At 72.5% G+C, this 17,189-nt stretch carries 16 protein-coding genes; 12 read left to right on the top strand and 4 right to left on the bottom strand.

Annotated features, from left to right (window positions below; translation table 11 throughout):
* Positions 1–38 precede the first annotated feature (38 nt).
* The 5 genes from RGE_RS18000 to RGE_RS17980 all read left to right on the top strand — a co-directional run bounded on the left by RGE_RS18000 (position 39) and on the right by RGE_RS17980 (position 4,318).
* Positions 39–614: a malonic semialdehyde reductase gene (locus tag RGE_RS18000; RefSeq protein ID WP_014429879.1), complete on the top strand. Its 576-nt coding sequence runs from the start codon at positions 39–41 to the stop codon at positions 612–614.
* A complete protein-coding gene (locus RGE_RS17995) occupies positions 614–1,384 on the top strand; it encodes a sulfite exporter TauE/SafE family protein (RefSeq protein ID WP_014429878.1) in 771 nt (256 codons plus the stop codon). The genes RGE_RS18000 and RGE_RS17995 overlap by 1 nt, the downstream gene beginning before the upstream one ends.
* Positions 1,385–1,448: 64 nt before the next feature.
* Positions 1,449–2,066, top strand: coding sequence for a ParA family protein (locus RGE_RS17990; RefSeq protein WP_014429877.1), 618 nt, complete (start codon positions 1,449–1,451; stop codon positions 2,064–2,066).
* 108 nt (positions 2,067–2,174) lie between these two features.
* Complete coding sequence (locus tag RGE_RS17985; RefSeq protein ID WP_014429876.1) at positions 2,175–2,912, top strand: response regulator; 738 nt, start codon at positions 2,175–2,177, stop codon at positions 2,910–2,912.
* On the top strand, positions 2,909–4,318 hold the full coding sequence (locus RGE_RS17980; protein WP_232504954.1) for a sensor histidine kinase: 1,410 nt from the start codon (positions 2,909–2,911) through the stop codon (positions 4,316–4,318). The genes RGE_RS17985 and RGE_RS17980 overlap by 4 nt, the downstream gene beginning before the upstream one ends.
* Here RGE_RS17980 and RGE_RS17975 read toward each other — a convergent pair whose 3' ends face one another.
* Together RGE_RS17975 and RGE_RS17970 are read right to left on the bottom strand one after the other, a co-directional pair.
* Complete coding sequence (locus RGE_RS17975; protein ID WP_014429874.1) at positions 4,319–5,176, bottom strand: segregation and condensation protein A; 858 nt, start codon at positions 5,174–5,176, stop codon at positions 4,319–4,321.
* A gap of 7 nt (positions 5,177–5,183) precedes the next feature.
* Positions 5,184–5,390 carry a DUF3460 family protein gene (locus RGE_RS17970; protein WP_014429873.1) on the bottom strand — a complete coding sequence of 69 codons (207 nt, stop codon included), beginning with the start codon at positions 5,388–5,390 and terminating at the stop codon, positions 5,184–5,186.
* Positions 5,391–5,474: 84 nt separating this feature from the next.
* Here RGE_RS17970 and RGE_RS23370 point away from each other — a divergent pair, with 84 nt between their 5' ends.
* Together RGE_RS23370 and RGE_RS17960 are read left to right on the top strand one after the other, a co-directional pair.
* Positions 5,475–6,938: a CHAD domain-containing protein gene (locus tag RGE_RS23370; RefSeq protein WP_014429872.1), complete on the top strand. Its 1,464-nt coding sequence runs from the start codon at positions 5,475–5,477 to the stop codon at positions 6,936–6,938.
* Positions 6,935–7,210: a DUF4212 domain-containing protein gene (locus RGE_RS17960; protein ID WP_014429871.1), complete on the top strand. Its 276-nt coding sequence runs from the start codon at positions 6,935–6,937 to the stop codon at positions 7,208–7,210. Before RGE_RS23370 ends, RGE_RS17960 begins: the two co-directional genes overlap by 4 nt.
* On the opposite strand, the gene RGE_RS17955 is transcribed toward RGE_RS17960, so the two are convergent.
* Entirely contained in the window at positions 7,211–8,902 is a 1,692-nt protein-coding gene (locus RGE_RS17955) for a SulP family inorganic anion transporter (RefSeq protein WP_014429870.1), read from the bottom strand.
* A gap of 277 nt (positions 8,903–9,179) precedes the next feature.
* Between RGE_RS17955 and RGE_RS17950 the strand changes: the two genes are divergently transcribed.
* From RGE_RS17950 to RGE_RS17940, 3 genes are read left to right on the top strand one after another with little or no spacing between them, the layout of a single operon-like run.
* Positions 9,180–9,566, top strand: coding sequence for a response regulator (locus tag RGE_RS17950; protein WP_232504953.1), 387 nt, complete (start codon positions 9,180–9,182; stop codon positions 9,564–9,566).
* A complete protein-coding gene (locus RGE_RS17945) occupies positions 9,563–10,489 on the top strand; it encodes a transporter substrate-binding domain-containing protein (RefSeq protein ID WP_148280223.1) in 927 nt (308 codons plus the stop codon). The genes RGE_RS17950 and RGE_RS17945 overlap by 4 nt, the downstream gene beginning before the upstream one ends.
* Positions 10,486–12,093: a sensor histidine kinase gene (locus tag RGE_RS17940; protein ID WP_014429867.1), complete on the top strand. Its 1,608-nt coding sequence runs from the start codon at positions 10,486–10,488 to the stop codon at positions 12,091–12,093. Before RGE_RS17945 ends, RGE_RS17940 begins: the two co-directional genes overlap by 4 nt.
* Here RGE_RS17940 and metG read toward each other — a convergent pair whose 3' ends face one another.
* Positions 12,094–14,151 (bottom strand): methionine--tRNA ligase, encoded by a 2,058-nt coding sequence (gene metG / locus RGE_RS17935; RefSeq protein ID WP_014429866.1) that lies wholly within the window; start codon positions 14,149–14,151, stop codon positions 12,094–12,096.
* Between the two features lie 167 nt (positions 14,152–14,318).
* Here metG and apbC point away from each other — a divergent pair, with 167 nt between their 5' ends.
* The gene (gene apbC, locus RGE_RS17930; RefSeq protein ID WP_014429865.1) at positions 14,319–15,416 is read left to right on the top strand and encodes an iron-sulfur cluster carrier protein ApbC; all 1,098 of its coding nucleotides are present in this window, start codon (positions 14,319–14,321) and stop codon (positions 15,414–15,416) included.
* Positions 15,417–15,527: 111 nt separating this feature from the next.
* Positions 15,528–17,186: an OFA family MFS transporter gene (locus RGE_RS17925; RefSeq protein ID WP_014429864.1), complete on the top strand. Its 1,659-nt coding sequence runs from the start codon at positions 15,528–15,530 to the stop codon at positions 17,184–17,186.
* The last annotated feature ends 3 nt before the right edge of the window (positions 17,187–17,189 follow it).

Raw genomic sequence — 17,189 nt, 5'->3', positions numbered from 1 at the left:
TGTCGCCGGGCGCCCTTGACCCGGTTTCCGATACGTCGATGAACATCACCACCGAACAACTCTTCACCGCGGCGCGTACCCAGAACGGCTACCGCCCGGAGCCCGTGGCCGACGCCACGCTCGAACAGCTCTACGAACTGCTGAAGTGGGGCCCGACCGCCGTCAACGGCGGCCCCGCGCGTTTCGTCTTCGTGCGCACGCCCGAGGCGCGTGCACGCCTGGCCGAGATCGTCAGCCCCGGCAACCGCCAGAAGGTGCTGGAAGCGCCGGTGACGGCGATCATCGGCATGGACCTGGCGTTCCACGACAAGCTGCCGCAGCTCTTCCCGCACGCCGACGCACGCGCCTGGTTCGCCGGCAACGAGACGCTGATCGCCGAGACCGCGCTGCGCAACTCCTCGCTGCAGGGCGCCTACCTGATCCTCGCGGCGCGCGCGCTCGGCCTGGACTGCGGCCCGATGAGCGGCTTCGACACCGCCAAGGCCGACGCCGAGTACTGGGCCGGCACCGCGGTACGCACCAACTTCATCTGCACGCTGGGCCACGGTGACCCGACGAAGGTCCACCCGCGCCTGCCGCGGCTCTCCTTCGCCGAGGCCTGCCGCCTGGTCTGATGTTCGCGTCGCTGGCCGGGGGCTCGGTGATCACCGACCCCTGGTTCTACGCCGTGGCGATCCCGGCGGTGCTGCTCGTCGGCATCTCCAAGAGCGGTTTCGGCGCCGGCTTCGGCGCCCTGGGCGTGCCGCTGATGGCGCTGGCGGTGCCGGTGCCGCAGGCCGCGGCGATCATGCTGCCGCTGCTCGTCGTGATGGACGTGCTCGGCCTGGCCGCGCTGGTGCGCCAGTGCGACCGCACGCTGGTGCGGCTGCTGGTGCCGGCCAGCCTGGTCGGCATCGTCATCGGCACGCTGCTCTTCGGCTGGCTGTCGGCGGCGGCGGTGTCCGGCGTCGTCGGCGCGCTGACGCTGGTGTTCCTGGCGATGCGCAAGTTCTTCCCGGCCAAGGCCGACGCGCCGCCGCCGCCGCGCTGGCTGGGCTTCGTCTACGGCGTGGTCTCGGGCTTCACCAGCTTCGTCGCCCACGCCGGCGGGCCGCCGATGGGCTTCTACGTGCTGCCGCTGAAGTTGAAGCCCATCGTCTTCACGGCGACGCTGGCGGTGGTGTTCGCGGTCGTCAACATGGCGAAGTGGATCCCGTACGCCTGGCTCGGGCTGATCGACGTGCGCAACCTCGTCACCTCGGCGGTGCTGGTGCCGTTCGCGCCGCTGGGCGTCTGGCTGGGGCTGAAGCTGGCCCAGCGCGTGTCGCCGGCGGCCTTCTACCGGCTGTTCGAGCTGGGCATGCTGCTCACCGGCATCAAGCTGCTCTGGGACGGGCTGCACTGAATGGCGGCCCCGGCGCCGGGGCCGCTACCATCGCCCGCGTCTGAAGCGAGCAGGAGACCTCCGGATGCCGGTCATCGTCATCGCCAACCCCAAGGGCGGCGTCGGCAAGAGCACGCTGGCGACCAACGTCGCCGGCTGCCTGGCCGCGCACGGTTGCGCCGTGATGCTGGGCGACGTCGACCGGCAGCAGTCCGCGCGCCAGTGGCTGGCGCAGCGCCCGGCGGCGCTGCCGCCGATCCGCGGCTGGGACGTCGAGCCGGGCGAGATCGTGCGCCCGCCCAAGGGCACGACGCACGTCGTGCTGGACACGCCGGCCGGCCTGCACGGCAAGCGCCTGGACGCGGTGCTGAAGATTGCCGACCGCATGCTGATCCCGCTGCAGGCGAGCCTGTTCGACATCCAGGCCACGCACGCCTTCGTGCAGGCGCTGCGCGAGCACAAGCGCGGCGCCGATCTGGCGATCGGCCTGGTGGCGATGCGCGTGCGCGAGCACACGCTGGCCCACGAGCAGCTGCAGCAGTACCTGCGCACGCTGCCGGTGCCGGTGCTCGCCTCGCTGCGCGACACGCAGAACTACGTGCAGCTGGCCGCGCGCGGGCTGACGCTGTGGGACGTCGCGCCCGGCCGTGTCGAGCGCGACCTCGCGCAATGGGCGCCGCTGCTGGAGTGGATCACGCGCTGAGGCCGCGTCGTTCTCCCGGACGACGTTCCCCAAACGGGGGGTGAACCGGCGCGAGGAGGTCGAGCCCAGAATCCCCCGAACGCATCCGCGACGGCGTGGGGAGGGACCATGAAAGTCCTGCTGGTCGACGACCATCCGCTGATCCTCTCGGCCCTTCAGGCGGTCATCCGCGGCATGGGCGACGACGTCGCCGTGCTCGGTGTGGCCAGCGCCGAAGCCGCCCGCGAGGCCCTGAAGCTCGACGCCGCCCACGACCTCGTGCTGCTCGACCTGGCGCTGGGCGACGCCGACGGCTTCCAGGTGCTGGCCGAGTTCCGCGCCGCCTACCCCGAGCTGCCGGTGGTCGTCGTCTCGGCGTCCGACCGCGCCAGCGACGTCATCCGCGCGATCGATCTCGGCGCGATGGGCTTCGTGCCCAAGCGCACCTCGAACAAGGCGCTGTGCGAGGCGCTGCGCATGGTGATGTCCGGCGGCCTGTACGTGCCGCCCAACATGCTCGGCCTGGACGCGCGGCCGCCGGCCGACCCCGCCGAGACCGTGCCCAGCGCGCTGTACATGGTGCCCGACGCACCGCTGGGCGAACGCGCCCAGCCCGAGCCGCACCAGGAGGCGCCGTCGCTGGCGCGCATCGGCCTGACGCCGCGCCAGGGCGAGGTGCTGGGCCTGCTGCTCAAGGGCCTGCCGAACAAGCTGATCGCGCGCGAACTCGACCTGTCGGTGGAAACCGTCAAGGACCACGTCGCCGCGGTGCTGCGCGCGCTGGGCGTCAGCACGCGCACGCAGGCCGTGCTGGCGGTCAGCCAGATGATGCAGCGTCAGAACGGCTGGACGCCGCCGCGGCCGTGACGCTCGCTCCCGCGGCCTGTCCCCGGTCCGGGGCGCCGCAGTCTCTGCCCGCCGGATCGCCGGCCGACGCCTTGCGGGCGCTGTACCGCCAGGCGCCGGCGATGCTGGTCGGCGACGCCTTCGGCCTGGGCCTGGTGCTGATGGCCTTCGGCGGGTACTCCTCCCGCCGCGTGCTGCTCGCCTGGGTCGGCGCCTTCTCCATCGTCTGGGCGCTGCGCCTGCTGCACTACCTGCGCTGGACACGGCGCGGCCCGGCCGACGAGCAGCGCCTGCACGCCTGGCGCCGCAGCTGGGGCCTGCTGGTGCTGGTGCACGGCGCGCTCTGGGCCGCCGCGGTCTGGCTGTTCTGGGGCCGCGGGCCCTTGGCGCACACGACGGTGCTGCTGCTCGTGCTCTACAGCTTCTGCCTGGCGTCGGTGCAGCTCCTGGCCTCGCAGCGCGGCCTGTTCCTGGCCTACAACGGGCTGGTGCTCGGTGCCACCGTGCTGCGTGTGGCCAGCGACGACTCGCTCGACGGCCATCTGGAACTGGCGGCCGTCGTCGCCAGCCTGTTCGTCGTCACCTGGGTGATGGCGCGCGCCCACGGCAGCGCGCTGCACGAGGCGATCCGGCTCAAGGCCCGCACCGACGAGCTGGCCGGCCAGCTGCGGGTCGAGAAGGCCGAAGCCGAGGCGGCGCGGCGCGCGGCCGAGGCGGCGTCGCGCGCCAAGACCCAGTTCTTCGCCGCTGCCAGTCACGACCTGCGCCAGCCGCTGCACGCGATGTCGCTGTACGTCGAGGCCTTGCAGCAGCGCCCGCACGAGCCCGAGGTCGCGGCGCTGGTGCAGGGCGTCGACGCCTCGGTGCGTGCGCTCGACGAGCTGTTCGGCGAGCTGCTGGACCTGACGCGGCTGGACTCCGGCGGCATCGAGCCGCGCCCGCGGCCGCTGGCGATGCAGCCCCTGTTCGCCCGGCTGCGCCTGCACTTCGAGCCGCTGGCCGAACACAAGCGCCTGGTGCTGCGTTTCCACGGCGCGCAGCACGCGGCCTTCGCCGACCCGGTGCTGGTCGAGCGCGTGCTGCACAACCTGCTCGGCAACGCGATCCGCTACACCGAGCACGGCGGCGTGCTGGTCGCCTGCCGCCGCCGCGGCGGGCGGCTGCTGCTGCAGGTCTGGGACACCGGCGTCGGCATCGACGCGCAGCACCTGCCGCGCGTGTTCGACGAGTTCTTCCAGGTGCGCGGCATGGTCCCGGCGCTTCAGCGGCGCGGCCTCGGCCTGGGGCTGGCCATCGTGCGCCGGCTGGGCGTGCTGATCGGCAGCGAGGTGCGCGTCTGCTCGCGGCCCGGCCGCGGCTCGGTGTTCTCGCTGTCGCTGCCGCTGCGCCAGGGCGCGGCCCTGCCCGAGCAGACCGAGAAGGTCTGATCAGGCCGGCTGGTAGGCCAGGCGCACGTAGATCGGCGCGAAGGCCTCGGCCTGGGTCACCTCGACGAGGTGCTCGCGCGCCAGCTCCAGCATCGCGATGAAGGTGACGACCAGCACCGGCGCGCCGCGTGCCACGTCGAACAGCTCCTGGAACTCGACGAAGCGCCGCCCCTGCAGCCGGCGCAGCACGACGGTCATGAACTCGCGCACCGAGAGCTGCTCGCGCGAGATCGTGTGGTGCTGGTTGAGCCGGGCGCGCTTGAGGATGTCGGCCCAGGCGGCGCGCAGGTCGTCGGGGTCGACGTCGGGGAAACGCGGCGCCAGCGACTGTTCGACGTAGACCTGGGCGCGCAGGAAGTCGCGGCCCATCACCGGCAGCGCGTCCAGGCGCGCGGCGGCGAGCTTGATCTGCTCGTACTCGATGAGCCGGCGCACGAGCTCGGCGCGCGGGTCCTCGGGTTCGCTGCCGTCCGGGTTCTTCTTGGGCGGCAGCAGCATGCGCGACTTGATCTCGATGAGCATCGCCGCCATCAGCAGGTACTCGCTGGCGAGCTCGAGATTGCGCCGCCGCAGCTGCTCGACGTAGTCCAGGTACTGGCGCGTGACGTCAGCCAGCGGGATGTCGAGGATGTTGAAGTTCTGCTTGCGGATCAGGTAGAGCAGCAGGTCCAGCGGGCCTTCGAAGGCCTCGAGGAAGACCTCCAGCGCATCCGGCGGGATGTAGAGGTCCTGCGGCAGCCTGAACAGCGGCTCGCCGTACAGGCGGGCGACGGCGACCTGGTCCACGACGTCCTGTGCGGCCGGTTCGGCTGCCGCTTCCGCGGTCGGCAGCGCCTCGGGCAGGGCGGGCGAGTCCAAGGGCGCTTCAGCGGCCCTTGGGCTGGTAGACGTAGGGCTGCTGCGGCACGCGCGCCTGGCGCCAGGCCTGCAGCGCCTCGCGGTCGACCGCCTTGTCCCACAGCAGCGCGCGGCCGGCGCGCTGTTCGTCTTCGAGCGACGGACGCTGTTCCTTCAGCTTGGCGATGAAGTCGGTGACGTCGGAGGTGTAGGGCTTGCGGAAGAACGGGGGCATAAGCGGCGCGGAAGCGACAATTCGGGCGACTCACGAGTTTACCGGCCGGGCCGCCCGCGCGCCCGCTTCGCCCCAAGGACAGGCATGAGGGAAATCGAGCTGAAGTTCCAGATTCCGGCCGCTGCGCGCGACCGGGTGCAGCGCGCCGTCGCGACGAAGACCGCGCGTGTGCTGCCGCTGGCCGCCGCCTACGCCGACACCGCCGACGAGCGCCTGGCGCGCGCCGGCTTCGCGCTGCGTCTGCGGCGCGAGGGCACGCGCTGGGTGCAGACGCTCAAGGGCCGCGGCGACGGCCTGATGGACCGCCTGGAGCACGAGGTCGAGCTGCCCGACACCGCTGCCGCCCCGGTGCTGGACCCGGCGCGCCACGCCGGCACCCCGGCCGGCGACGCGCTGGCCCGGCTGCTGGCCGACGGCGCGCCGCTGATCGAGCGTTACCGCACCGAGATCGTGCGCCAGCTGCGCCGCGTGCGTTCCGGCGGCGCGGTGATCGAGATCGCGCTCGACGAAGGTCGCATCGTCGCCGGCGAACGCAGCGCCGCGGTCTGCGAGATCGAGTTCGAGCTGCTGTCCGGCCCGCCGGCGGCGCTGCTGGCGCTGGCCGAGCAGTGGGTGGCGCGCCACGGCCTGTGGCTGGACGTTCGCACCAAGGCCGAACGCGGCACGCGCCTGGCGCGCGGCCTGGAGCGTGTGCCGGCGGTGCGCGCCACGGCGCCCGAGCTGCCAAGCGCGGCCGGCACGGCGCAGGCGTTCGGCGCGATGCTGCATTCGGCGCTGCGCCAGGTGCTGCCCAACGGCGCCGAGATCGCCTCGGCCACCGGCGAGGCCGAGACGCTGCACCAGCTGCGCGTCGGCCTGCGCCGGCTGCGCAGCGCGCTGAAGGTCTTCGCCGCCTGGTCGCCCGACGAGGCCGCCGCGCTGGCGCTCGACGAGGCGCTGGCCGCGCCCTTCGCCGCGCTGGGCGCCAGCCGCGACGCCGAGGTCGCCGCCGCGCTGCTGGCGCCGCTGGCCGAGGCCGGCGCGCCGCCGCTGGCCTTGCCCGGCGCCGACGACGCCCCGCTGCCGGCCGCCGTCGTCGCTGCCCCGGGCTACACCCGGCTGATGCTGCGCACGATGGCGCTGGCGCTGGTGGCGCTGCAGACGCCGGGCGGCCATCTGGAGCGTGCCGCCGCGGCGCGCCTGGCGGCCGACTGGCGCGAGGCGCGCCGCGACGCCCGCCGCTTCGCCCGGCTGGACACCGAGCAGCGCCACCGGCTGCGCAAGCGGCTCAAGCGCCTGCGCTACGCGATCGAGTTCCTGCAACCGGCGCTGCGCCCGCGGCGTGCCCGCCAAGCGCTGAAGGCGCTGCGCGTGGCGCTCGACGGCCTCGGCCAGGCCAACGACCACGCCGTCGCCCGCGCCACGCTGGCCGCGCGGGCCGCCGCCGATCCGTCGGACCCCGGGCTGGCGTTCGCGCTGGGCTGGCTCACCGGGCGCGAGGACGCCGTGCGCGCCGAAGCCGCCGCCGCGCTGGCGCCGCTGGACGAGGTCCGGCGCTTCTGGCGATGAACCACAGCCCGCAGCGCCGCCGCGCCGAGCGCCGGCGCCGCGACTGGCGGCGCAACCGGCGCCTGACCGGCGCGCTGCTGGCGGCCTGGTTCGTCGTCACCTTCGTCGTCGCGTTCTTTGCGCGCGAACTCGACTTCAGCGTCTTCGGCTCGCCGTTCGGCTTCTGGGTCGCGGCCCAGGGCGCGCCGATCGTCTACCTGGCCATCGTCTGGATCTACGCCCTCGTCATGGACCGCCGCGACGACGAGCACGGCGATCCCGGCGACGACTGATCAGCCGGCCTCGGACACCGTCGGCGCCGGTGCCAGCGCCGCCGCGTAGGCCTCGGCCAGCGTCGCCGTGACGTTGGCGGCGCCGATCTCGTCTTCGAAGCCGGCGCGCCGGATCAGCGAACGCGGCTGCTCGTTGACGGCGGCCAGCACCAGGCGCACGCCGCGGCGCTCCAGTTCGCGGTGCAGCTGCGCCAGCGCCTCCAGGCCCGAGGTGTCCATCGAGATCAGCCGGTGCATGTCCAGCACCAGCGCGCGCGTGCCCGGCGGCTGCGCCGTCAGCGCCTCGATCTTGCCGACGGCGCCGAAGAACAGCGCGCCGAAGACCTCGACGACCTTCACGCCGTCGGGCGCGCTCGTGTCGGCCACCGGCTCGGCGCGGAACAGCGTGCTCATGCGGTAGATGAAGAACACGCAGGCCAGGATCAGCCCGACCTCGACGGCGACCGTGAGGTCGAAGATCACCGTCAGCGCGAAGGTGCCGACGAGGATCGTGCGGTACTGGACGCTGAAGTGGCGCAGGCGAACGAACTCGCGCCACTCGCCCATGTTCCAGGCGACGAAGGCCAGGATGCCGGCGAGTGCCGCCAGCGGCACGTGCAGCGCCAGCGGCGCGGCCAGCAGCACGACGGCGAGCACGGTGGCGGCGTGCACGATGCCGGCCACCGGCGTCTGCGCGCCGGCACGCACGTTGGTCACGGTGCGCGCGATCGTGCCGGTGGCCGGGATGCCGCCGAACAGCGGCGTGACGAAGTTCGCCACGCCCTGGGCCATCAGCTCCTGGTTCGGGTCGTGGCGCGCGATCGGCGCCATGTTGTCGGCCACGCGGGCGCAGAGCAGCGACTCGATCGCGCCGAGCAGCGCGATCGTCACCGTCGGGATCAGCAGCTGCTTGACGGTGGTCCAGCTGAACTCGGGCAGGTCGAAGGCCGGCAGCGCCTGCGGGATGCCGCCGAAGCGGCTGCCGATGGTCTCGACCGGCAGGTCCAGCAGCACCGTGGCGACGGTGGCCACGACCAGCGCGACGATCGTGCCCGGCAGGTGCGCCGACAGCCGCCGCAGCCGCGCCAGCAGGCCACTGGGCGCCGTCGGCATCTTGTAGGACTTGGGCCAGAGCACGACGATCGCCAGGCTCGCCGCGGCCAGCGCCAGCGCAGCCGGGTTCAGCGTGTGCGCGTGCCGCGCCAGCACCGCGATCTGCGAGAAGAAGTCGGCCGGCAGCTTGGGCGTCTCCAGGCCGAGGAAGTCCTTCACCTGCGACAGCCCGATCAGCACCGCGATGCCGTTGGTGAAGCCGATGACGATGGGCACCGGCACGTAGCGCACCAGCGCGCCGAGCTTGAACAGCCCCATCACGAACATCAGCACCCCGGCCAGCGAGGTCGCGATCAGCAGGTTCGCCAGGCCGTAGCGCTCGACGATGCCGTAGACGATGACGATGAAGGCCCCGGCCGGGCCGCCGATCTGGACCTGCGAGCCGCCGAGCGCGGCGATCAGGAAACCGGCGATGATCGCCGTGAACAGGCCCTGCTCGGGCTTGACGCCGGAGGCGATCGCGAAGGCCATCGCCAGCGGCAGGGCAACGATGCCGACGGTGATGCCGGCGCCGAGGTCGGCCGCGAAGCGGCGTCGGTCGTAAGTCGTCAGCGCGTCGAGCAGGCGCGGACGGAAGCGGTGTAGTCGGGAAGGGGACATGCGGACTCCGGGAAACGAGGAACGGGGACGGATCCCGGTCCCGGAGGGCCGCTGTGATGCATGCGCGCGATGAAGCGCCGACGGCGCGACGGCAGCGCGACCGGGGAGTCGGCGGGCGTGGCGTCGGCTGGGTGCATGACGCACATCATGCCACCAGCCCTGATTCACCCGGGCATCAGGCTTGCCGGTTTGTCCGGGTTGAGGTGCAATTTCCGCACTTCGCGCCGACGATAGGACGCCGGGCACCTCGACCCGGCGCCGCGAAGGGGAGGTGACCGTGGTGTGTCGAGTGATGCTCGTCGACGACAGCGAAGCCGATCTGCTGTTTACGCGGATCGTGCTGGAGCGTGCCGGCGAGGACTTCGAGGTCATCGCCTTCGAGGAAGCCAGCGCCGCGCTGGACCATCTTCGCGGCGGCGGCACGCACGTCGAGCTGATCCTGCTGGACATCAACATGCCCGGCATGAACGGCTTCGAGTTCCTCGACGCCTACCAGGCGCTGTCGCGCGCCCAGCGCAACGGCTCGGCGATCGTCATGCTCAGCTCTTCGGCCGACCCGGCCGACCGCGAACGTGCGCTGGGCTACGGCTGCGTCGCCGGCTACGTCACCAAGCCGCTGGACATCGCGGCGGCGGTGCAGCTGCGCCGGCAGGTGCCGGCTTGAGCGCCGCGGCGCTCCGGGCCTGGGTGGCCGCGCTGCTGCTGCCGCTGGCGGCGGCGGCCCAGCCGGTCATCACCGCGGCGCAGCAGGCCTGGCTCAACGAACACGGCACGCTGCGCGCCGCGCCCGAACGCGACTACGGCCCCTTCGTCTACGTGGAGGACGACGGCCGCGTCGCCGGCCTGTCGGTGGAAATGCTGCAGCTGGTGCAAAAGCGCACCGGCGTCGAGCTGCGCTGGCTGCCTCCGCAGCCGCTGTCGCAGCAGCTCGAGCGCGCGCGCCGGCGCGAGGCCGACCTGCTGACCTCGCTGCGGCCCAATCCCGAACGTTCGGCCTTCCTGCTGTTCACCCGGCCTTACGTCAAGGTGCCGGCGCTGCTCGTCGTGCGCGAGGGCCAGGCGGGCAAGACGCTGGCGTCGATGCGGGGGCGTCCGGTCGCCGTCGGCGCCGGCTACGCCGTCGAGCCCTTCGTGCGCAGCTCGTATCCCGGCGTCGCCTGGCTGGCGGTCAGCGACGACCTGCAGGCGCTGCGTTCGGTCCTCGACGGCCGCGCCGACGCCGCGGTCGTCGATGCCGCCAGCGCGGCCTTCGTCGCCCGCCGGCACTCGCTCGCCGGGCTGGCCAGTGCCGGCGAGGTCGGCTTCGACTACGAACTCAGCTTCGCGGTGCGCTCGGACTGGCCCGAGCTGCGCGCCATCCTCGACGCCGGCATCGTCGCCGTGCCCGAACCCGAGCGTGCGGCGGTCCTGCGGCGCTGGCTGGAGCCGCTGCAGTCCGACGAGATGGCGGCCCGCGCGCCGCTGGCCACGCGCCTGGGCGTGCTGCTGGTCTTCTTCGCGGCGCTGGTCGGCATCGTGCTCTACGCGCGGCGCGTGCGTGTCAAGCCGGCACGGCCGCGGCCCCGCGGCCGCCCGCCCCAGCCGTGAACGGCCGCGAGCCGTCATCGGCGGCGAGCGAAGGCGATTCGCCCTGGGGTCTGGCCGCCTGGCTGGCGCTGGCGGTGCTGGTCTCGGCGACGGTGTCGATGGTCATCGCGCGCCAGCCCGGCAGCATCGCGACCATCTGGTTCGCCAACGCGATCGGCGTCGCGGCGCTGGCCCACCAGCCGCGGCGGCGCTGGCCGCTGCTGCTGGCCGCGGCCGGCGCGGCCAACGCCGTGGCCAACCTGCTGCAGGGCGACGCGCCGCTGATGGCGCTGAGCTTCGTGCCTCCCAACCTGCTGGAGATGGCGCTGGGTGCCTGGGGCGTGCAGCGTGCCCGCCTGCCCGAGCGCGGCCTGCGCTCGGCCCCGGCGCTGGCGACGCTGCTGGTCGTCGGCGGGCTGCTGCCGCAGCTCGCCGGCGCGACGCTCGGCACGGCGATGCTGGCGCCGCAGGGGCTGGACGCAGTCGAAGGCGTCTGGCTGCCCTGGTACGAAGGCAGCGTGATCGGCGCGATGTCGGTGCTGCCGCTGGCGTTCATCGTCTGCCGCGACGGCCCGGCGACGCTGACCGCCGGCTGGGACGACACGCGGCTCGTCGTGCTGCTGCCGCTGTCGGTGGGCCTGACGCTGCTGGCGCTGGCGCAGGTGCCGTTCCCGTTCATCTACCTGACGCTGCCGCTGCTGCTGGGCGCCTTCGTGCTGTCGTTCACCGCGCTGCTGGCGCTGACGCTGGTGGTGTCGCTGACGGTCGCGCTGGCCTTGGGCACCGGGGTCTTCGTGCCGCCGCCGCGGCTGGCGGCCTGGCAGACGGTCTACGTCTACCTGGCGTATGCCGCGGCGCTGGTGCCGCCGCAGTTGCTGGCGGCGGCCCAGGCCGACCTGCACGACGCCCGCGAGCGCCTGGAGGCCCGTTCGCAGGAGCTGCGCCGCGCCAACGACGGGCTGGAGCAGTTCGTGCGCATCGCCTCGCACGACCTGCGCGAGCCGCTGAACACCGTCGTGCAGTTCGGCAGCCTGCTCGAACACGACGAGGCCGAGCACCTGAGCGAGCCCGGCCGGCGCTACCTCGGCCTGATGCTGCAGGCGACGCGGCGCATGCGCACGCTGCTCGACGACGTGCTGCAGTACGTGCGCATGCAGCGCGGCGAACCGCCGGCGACGCAGCCGGTGGCGCTGGGGCCGCTGCTCGACGAGGTGCTGCTGGCGCTGGCCGCGAGCATCCGCGAGCGCGGTGCCGACGTGCACGTCGCCGACTTGCCGACGGTGCACGGCAACCGGGCGCTGCTGTCGCTGCTGTTCCAGAACCTGCTGTCCAACGCGCTGAAGTTCGTGCCGCCGGAGCGCACGCCGCGGGTGCGCGTCAGCGCCGACGTCGACGCCGGCGTCGCCTGGATCAGCATCGTCGACAACGGCATCGGCATTGCGCCGGCCGACCAGGACAAGCTGTTCCAGCCCTTCCGCCGCCTGAACCTGCGCCGGCGCTACGACGGCACCGGCCTGGGCCTGGCGCTGGCGCGCCAGATCGTCGAGGCGCACGGTGGCGCGATCGAGCTCGAATCCGAGCCCGACCGCGGCTCCTGCTTCAGCGTGCGCCTGCCGCTGGCCTGATCAGCGGATGCGCATGCCCGGCTGCGCGCCGGGCCAGGGTTCGAGCACGAAGACGCCCGGCTGGGCCTTCTCGTCGGCGTGGCTGGCGGCCAGCACCATGCCTTCGCTGACGCCGAACTTCATCTTGCGCGGCGCCAGGTTGGCGACGACCACCGTCAGCTTGCCGGCCAGCTGCTCGGGCTTGTAGGCCGCGGCGATGCCGCTGAAGACGTTGCGCATGCGGCCCTCGCCGACGTCCAGCGTCAGGCGCAGCAGCTTGGTGCTGCCTTCCACCGCCTCGGCGGCGACGATGCGCGCGATGCGCAGGTCGACCTTGACGAAGTCGTCGATGGCGATCTCGGCGGCCAGCGGCTCGCCGCCGGGCACCGGCGCGGCCGGGGCCGGCGGCGGCTCGAACAGCGCGTCGAGCTTCTTCGGGTCGACCCGCTGCAGCAGATGGCTGAAGGCGCCGATCGTGTGGCCGCCCAGCGCGCGGCCGGCGTCGTCCCAGGCCAGCGGCGCGATGCCGAGGAAGGCCTCGACACGTGCGGCGGTCGCCGGCAGCACCGGCTTCAGGTACAGCGTCAGCAGGCGGAAGGCCTCGATGCAGACCGTGCAGACGTCGTGCAGCCTCGCCTCGGCGCCATCCTGCTTGGCCAGCTCCCAGGGCTTGTTCTGGTCGACGTACTCGTTGACGCGGTCGGCCAGCAGCATCACCTCGCGCAGCGCCTTGCCGTACTCGCGCGTCTCGTAGTGCTCGAGCACGACGCCGGCGTGGGCGCGCAGGCCGTCGAGCAGCGCGCGGCCCTCGACGCCGACGTCGGCCGACAGGCGGCCGCCGAAGCGCTTGGCCAGGAAACCGGCGGCGCGGCTGGCGATGTTGACGTACTTGCCGACCAGATCGCTGTTGACGCGGGCGACGAAGTCCTCGGGGTTGAAGTCCAGGTCCTCGACACGGGCGTTGAGCTTGGCGGCGATGTAGTAGCGCAGCCACTCGGCGTCCATGCCGAGCTCCAGGTAGCGCAGCGGGCTGATGCCGGTGCCGCGGCTCTTGCTCATCTTCTCGCCGCTGACCGTCAGGTGGCCGTGCACGTAGACGCGGTCGGGCGTCTTGCGGCCGCTGAACTTCAGCATCGCCGGCCAGAACAGCGTGTGGAAGGTGACGATGTCCTTGCCGATGAAGTGCACCTGCTCCAGCTCGGGCTGGGCGAGGTAGGCGTCGAAGGCGGCGCCGGCATCGCCCGGCACGTTCTTCACGAACCAGTTCTTCAGCGAGGCCAGGTAGCCCACCGGGGCGTCCAGCCAGACGTAGAAGTACTTGCCCGGCGCGCCGGGGATCTCGATGCCGAAGTAGGGCGCGTCGCGGCTGATGTCCCAGTCGCCCAGGCTGACCTGGCCGGCCTCGTCGCGGCCGAACCACTCGCGCACCTTGTTCGCGACCTCGGGTTGCAGGCGGCCGTCCTGGGTCCAGCTCTCCAGGTACTCGACGCAGCGCGGGTCCGACAGCTTGAAGAAGAAGTGCTCGCTGGTCCTGAGCACCGGCGTCGCGCCGGACAGCGCCGAATACGGGTTCTTCAGGTCGGTCGGCGCGTAGACGGCGCCGCAGACCTCGCAGTTGTCGCCGTACTGGTCCTTGGCGCCGCACTTCGGGCACTCGCCCTTGATGAAGCGGTCGGGCAGGAACATGCCCTTGTCCGGGTCGAAGAACTGCTCGATCGTGCGCACCTCGATCAGGTCGTTGGCCTTCAGCGCGAGGTAGATCGATTGCGCGAGCTCGTGGTTCTCCGGGCCGTCGGTCGAGTGCCAGTTGTCGAACTGGATGTGGAAACCGTCGAGGTACTGCTTGCGGCCGGCGGCGATGTCGGCGACGAACTGCTGCGGCGTCTTCCCGGCCTTCTCGGCGGCGATCATGATCGGCGCGCCGTGGGCGTCGTCGGCGCAGACGAAGCGCACCTCGGCGCCGCGCATGCGCTGCAGGCGCACCCAGATGTCGGCCTGGATGTACTCCATCACGTGGCCGATGTGGAACGGGCCGTTGGCGTAGGGCAGCGCGGTGGTGACGAAGAGCTTGCGGGTCATCGGGAGCGGGCGTGCCGGTGGGCGCGCGCTGGGGGCAGGCAAAACGGGAATTCTAAGGACCGGCCCGGCCGCCGGCCCGCCGCTTGCCCGCGCCGGCCGCGCGGATGCGCCGCGGGCGCTAGACTGCCGCGCCTTTGTCCTCCCAGCCCTCCCGCCTGCCCCCCGCCATGGCCACCGTCACCGAAGCCGCGCTGCTCGAAGCGCTGAAGACCGTCGTCGACCCGAACACCGGCCGCGACCTGGTCTCGACGAAACAGATCCGCAACCTGCGCATCGCCGGTGGCGAGGTCGCCTTCGACGCCGAGCTCGGCTACCCGGCGAAGAGCCAGGTCGCAGGGCTGACGGCGGCGCTGGAGGCGGCGGCGCGCAGCGTGCCGGGCGTCGAACGCGCCCAGGCCGCGGTGTCGACGAAGATCGTCGCCCACGCCGTGCAGCGCGGCGTGCAGCTGCTGCCGGGCGTGAAGAACGTCATCGCGGTGGCCTCGGGCAAGGGCGGCGTCGGCAAGAGCACCACCAGCGTCAACCTGGCGCTGGCGCTGGCCGCCGAAGGCGCTTCGGTCGGCATCCTCGACGCCGACATCTACGGCCCCAGCCAGCCGACGATGCTGGGCGTGGCCGACGGCCAGCCGGCCAGCGTCGACGGCAAGACCATGGACCCGCTGATCGGCCACGGCATCCAGGTGATGTCGATCGGCTTTCTCGTCGACCCCGACCAGGCGATGATCTGGCGCGGCCCGATGGCCACCCAGGCACTGGAGCAGCTGCTGCGCCAGACCAACTGGAAGGACCTGGACTACCTCGTCGTCGACATGCCCCCGGGCACCGGCGACATCGCGCTGACGCTGGCGCAGCGTGTGCCGGTCACCGGCGCGGTGATCGTCACGACGCCGCAGGACATCGCGCTGCTCGACGCCAAGAAGGGCCTGACGATGTTCGAGAAGGTCGGCGTGCCGATCCTGGGCATCGTCGAGAACATGGCCGTCTACTGCTGCCCGAACTGCGGCCACACCGAACACATCTTCGGCGCCGAAGGCGGCAAGCGCATGGCGGCGCAGTACGGCGTCGACTACCTCGGCGCGCTGCCGCTGGCGATGTCGATCCGCGAGCAGGCCGACGGCGGCCGCCCGACGGTCGTCGCCGAGCCCGACGGCGAACTCGCCGGCCTGTACAAGCAGATGGCCCGCCACGTCGCGGTGCGTGTCGCGCAGAAGGCCAAGGACTTCTCGGCCAAGTTCCCGACGATCACGGTGTCCAAGAACACCTGATCCGTCCCGGTCCGCCCCGGCCGGTTCCCCAGGGGCGCGTCGTCCGCCGCCCGGCCGCCGGCCGGGCCGTCCCGCGTGCCGAGGCGCGCGCCTTGCTTTCCCCGTTCCCCGATGTCGACCGACTCCCTGAACGCCGGCCGCGGCTGGCTGGACAAGCAGCGCACCGTCGCGCCCCCGGGCTTCAACCGCTGGCTGGTGCCGCCGGCGGCGCTGGCCATCCATCTGTGCATCGGCATGGCCTACGGCTTCTCGGTCTTCTGGCTGCCGCTGTCCAAGGCGATCGGCGTCACCCAGCCGCTGGTCTGCGGGCCCGAGGTCGGCTTCTGGCAGGAGCTGTTCGTCAGCCACTGCGACTGGAAGATCAGCACGCTGGGCTGGATGTACACGCTGTTCTTCGTGCTGCTGGGCAGCTCGGCGGCGCTGTGGGGCGGCTGGCTGGAACGTGTCGGCCCGCGCAAGGCGGGCGTCGTCAGCGCGCTGTGCTGGTGCGGCGGCATGCTGCTGTCGGCGGCCGGCGTGCACTGGCACCAGTTCTGGCTGATGCTGCTCGGCTCGGGCGTCATCGGCGGCATCGGCCTGGGGCTGGGCTACATCTCGCCGGTCAGCACGCTGATCAAGTGGTTCCCCGACCGCCGCGGCATGGCCACCGGCATGGCGATCATGGGCTTCGGCGGCGGCGCGATGATCGGCTCGCCGCTGGCCGCCGAGCTGATGAAGGCCTTCGCCACGCCCACCGACGTCGGCGTCGCCGCGACCTTCGTCGTCATGGCCGCGATCTATTTCGTCTTCATGATGGGCGGTGCGCTGGCCTACCGCATCCCGGCGTCCGACTGGGCTCCGGCCGGCTGGCAGCCGCCGCCCAAGGCCCAGCCGGGCACGGCGGCGATGGTCACCCACGGCCATGTGCACGCGCGCCGCGTCTGGCGCATCCCGCAGTTCTGGCTGGTGTGGATGGTGCTGTGCATGAACGTCTCGGCCGGCATCGGCGTCATCGGCATGGCCAGCCCGATGCTGCAGGAGGTGTTCGGCGGCCGTCTGGTCGGCGTCGAGGCACGCTTCGGCGAGCTGGACACGGCGCAGCTGGCGGCGATCGCCGGCGTCGCCGCCGGCTTCACCGCGCTCTTGTCGCTGTTCAACATCGGCGGGCGCTTCTTCTGGGCGAGCCTCTCGGACCGCATCGGCCGCAAGGCGACCTACGTCGTGTTCTTCGTGCTCGGCGCGGCGCTCTACCTCAGCGTGCCCTACAGCGCCGGCGCCGGCAGCCTGCTGCTCTTCGTCGCCGCTTTCTGCGTCATCCTCAGCATGTACGGCGGCGGCTTCGCCACCGTGCCGGCCTATCTGGCCGACCTGTTCGGCACGCAGATGGTCGGCGCCATCCACGGCCGGCTGCTGACCGCCTGGGCCACCGCCGGCATCCTCGGGCCGGTGGTCGTCAACTACATGCGCGACTGGCAGCTGGCGCAGGGCCTGCCGCGCGAGCAGGTCTACAACCAGACCATGGTCATCCTCGCCGGCATGCTGCTCGTCGGCCTGGTCTGCAACCTGCTGGTGCGGCCGGTGAACCCCAAGCACTTCATGGGCGAGGCCGAACTCGCCGCCGAACGCCGGCTGGCGCAGGACCGCGCCCAGGCCGCCGAGAGCGGCCCGGGCACGATGAGCTTTCACCGCAGCCCGGTCGTGTGGGTGCTGCTGGCCTGGGCGGCCGTGGGCCTGCCGCTGGCCTGGGGCGTGTACCGTACGGGCCTCAGCGTCGCGCGTTTCTTCCACTGAGCG

This window comes from Rubrivivax gelatinosus IL144, assembly GCF_000284255.1.
Taxonomy (GTDB): domain Bacteria; phylum Pseudomonadota; class Gammaproteobacteria; order Burkholderiales; family Burkholderiaceae_C; genus Rubrivivax; species Rubrivivax gelatinosus_A.
This window is presented reverse-complemented; position numbering and strand designations above follow the sequence as displayed.

What these genes read in the sequence shown, in the direction of transcription:
- RGE_RS17970 (WP_014429873.1), bottom strand. Translation starts at nt 5,390, where the DNA reads ATGCCCCCGTTCTTCCGCAAGCCCTACACCTCCGACGTCACCGACTTC.
- RGE_RS23370 (WP_014429872.1), top strand. Translation starts at nt 5,475, where the DNA reads ATGAGGGAAATCGAGCTGAAGTTCCAGATTCCGGCCGCTGCGCGCGAC.
- RGE_RS17990 (WP_014429877.1), top strand. Translation starts at nt 1,449, where the DNA reads ATGCCGGTCATCGTCATCGCCAACCCCAAGGGCGGCGTCGGCAAGAGC.
- RGE_RS17995 (WP_014429878.1), top strand. Translation starts at nt 614, where the DNA reads ATGTTCGCGTCGCTGGCCGGGGGCTCGGTGATCACCGACCCCTGGTTC.
- RGE_RS17955 (WP_014429870.1), bottom strand. Translation starts at nt 8,902, where the DNA reads ATGTCCCCTTCCCGACTACACCGCTTCCGTCCGCGCCTGCTCGACGCG.
- RGE_RS17985 (WP_014429876.1), top strand. Translation starts at nt 2,175, where the DNA reads ATGAAAGTCCTGCTGGTCGACGACCATCCGCTGATCCTCTCGGCCCTT.
- RGE_RS17960 (WP_014429871.1), top strand. Translation starts at nt 6,935, where the DNA reads ATGAACCACAGCCCGCAGCGCCGCCGCGCCGAGCGCCGGCGCCGCGAC.
- RGE_RS17925 (WP_014429864.1), top strand. Translation starts at nt 15,528, where the DNA reads ATGTCGACCGACTCCCTGAACGCCGGCCGCGGCTGGCTGGACAAGCAG.
- metG (WP_014429866.1), bottom strand. Translation starts at nt 14,151, where the DNA reads ATGACCCGCAAGCTCTTCGTCACCACCGCGCTGCCCTACGCCAACGGC.
- RGE_RS18000 (WP_014429879.1), top strand. Translation starts at nt 39, where the DNA reads ATGAACATCACCACCGAACAACTCTTCACCGCGGCGCGTACCCAGAAC.
- apbC (WP_014429865.1), top strand. Translation starts at nt 14,319, where the DNA reads ATGGCCACCGTCACCGAAGCCGCGCTGCTCGAAGCGCTGAAGACCGTC.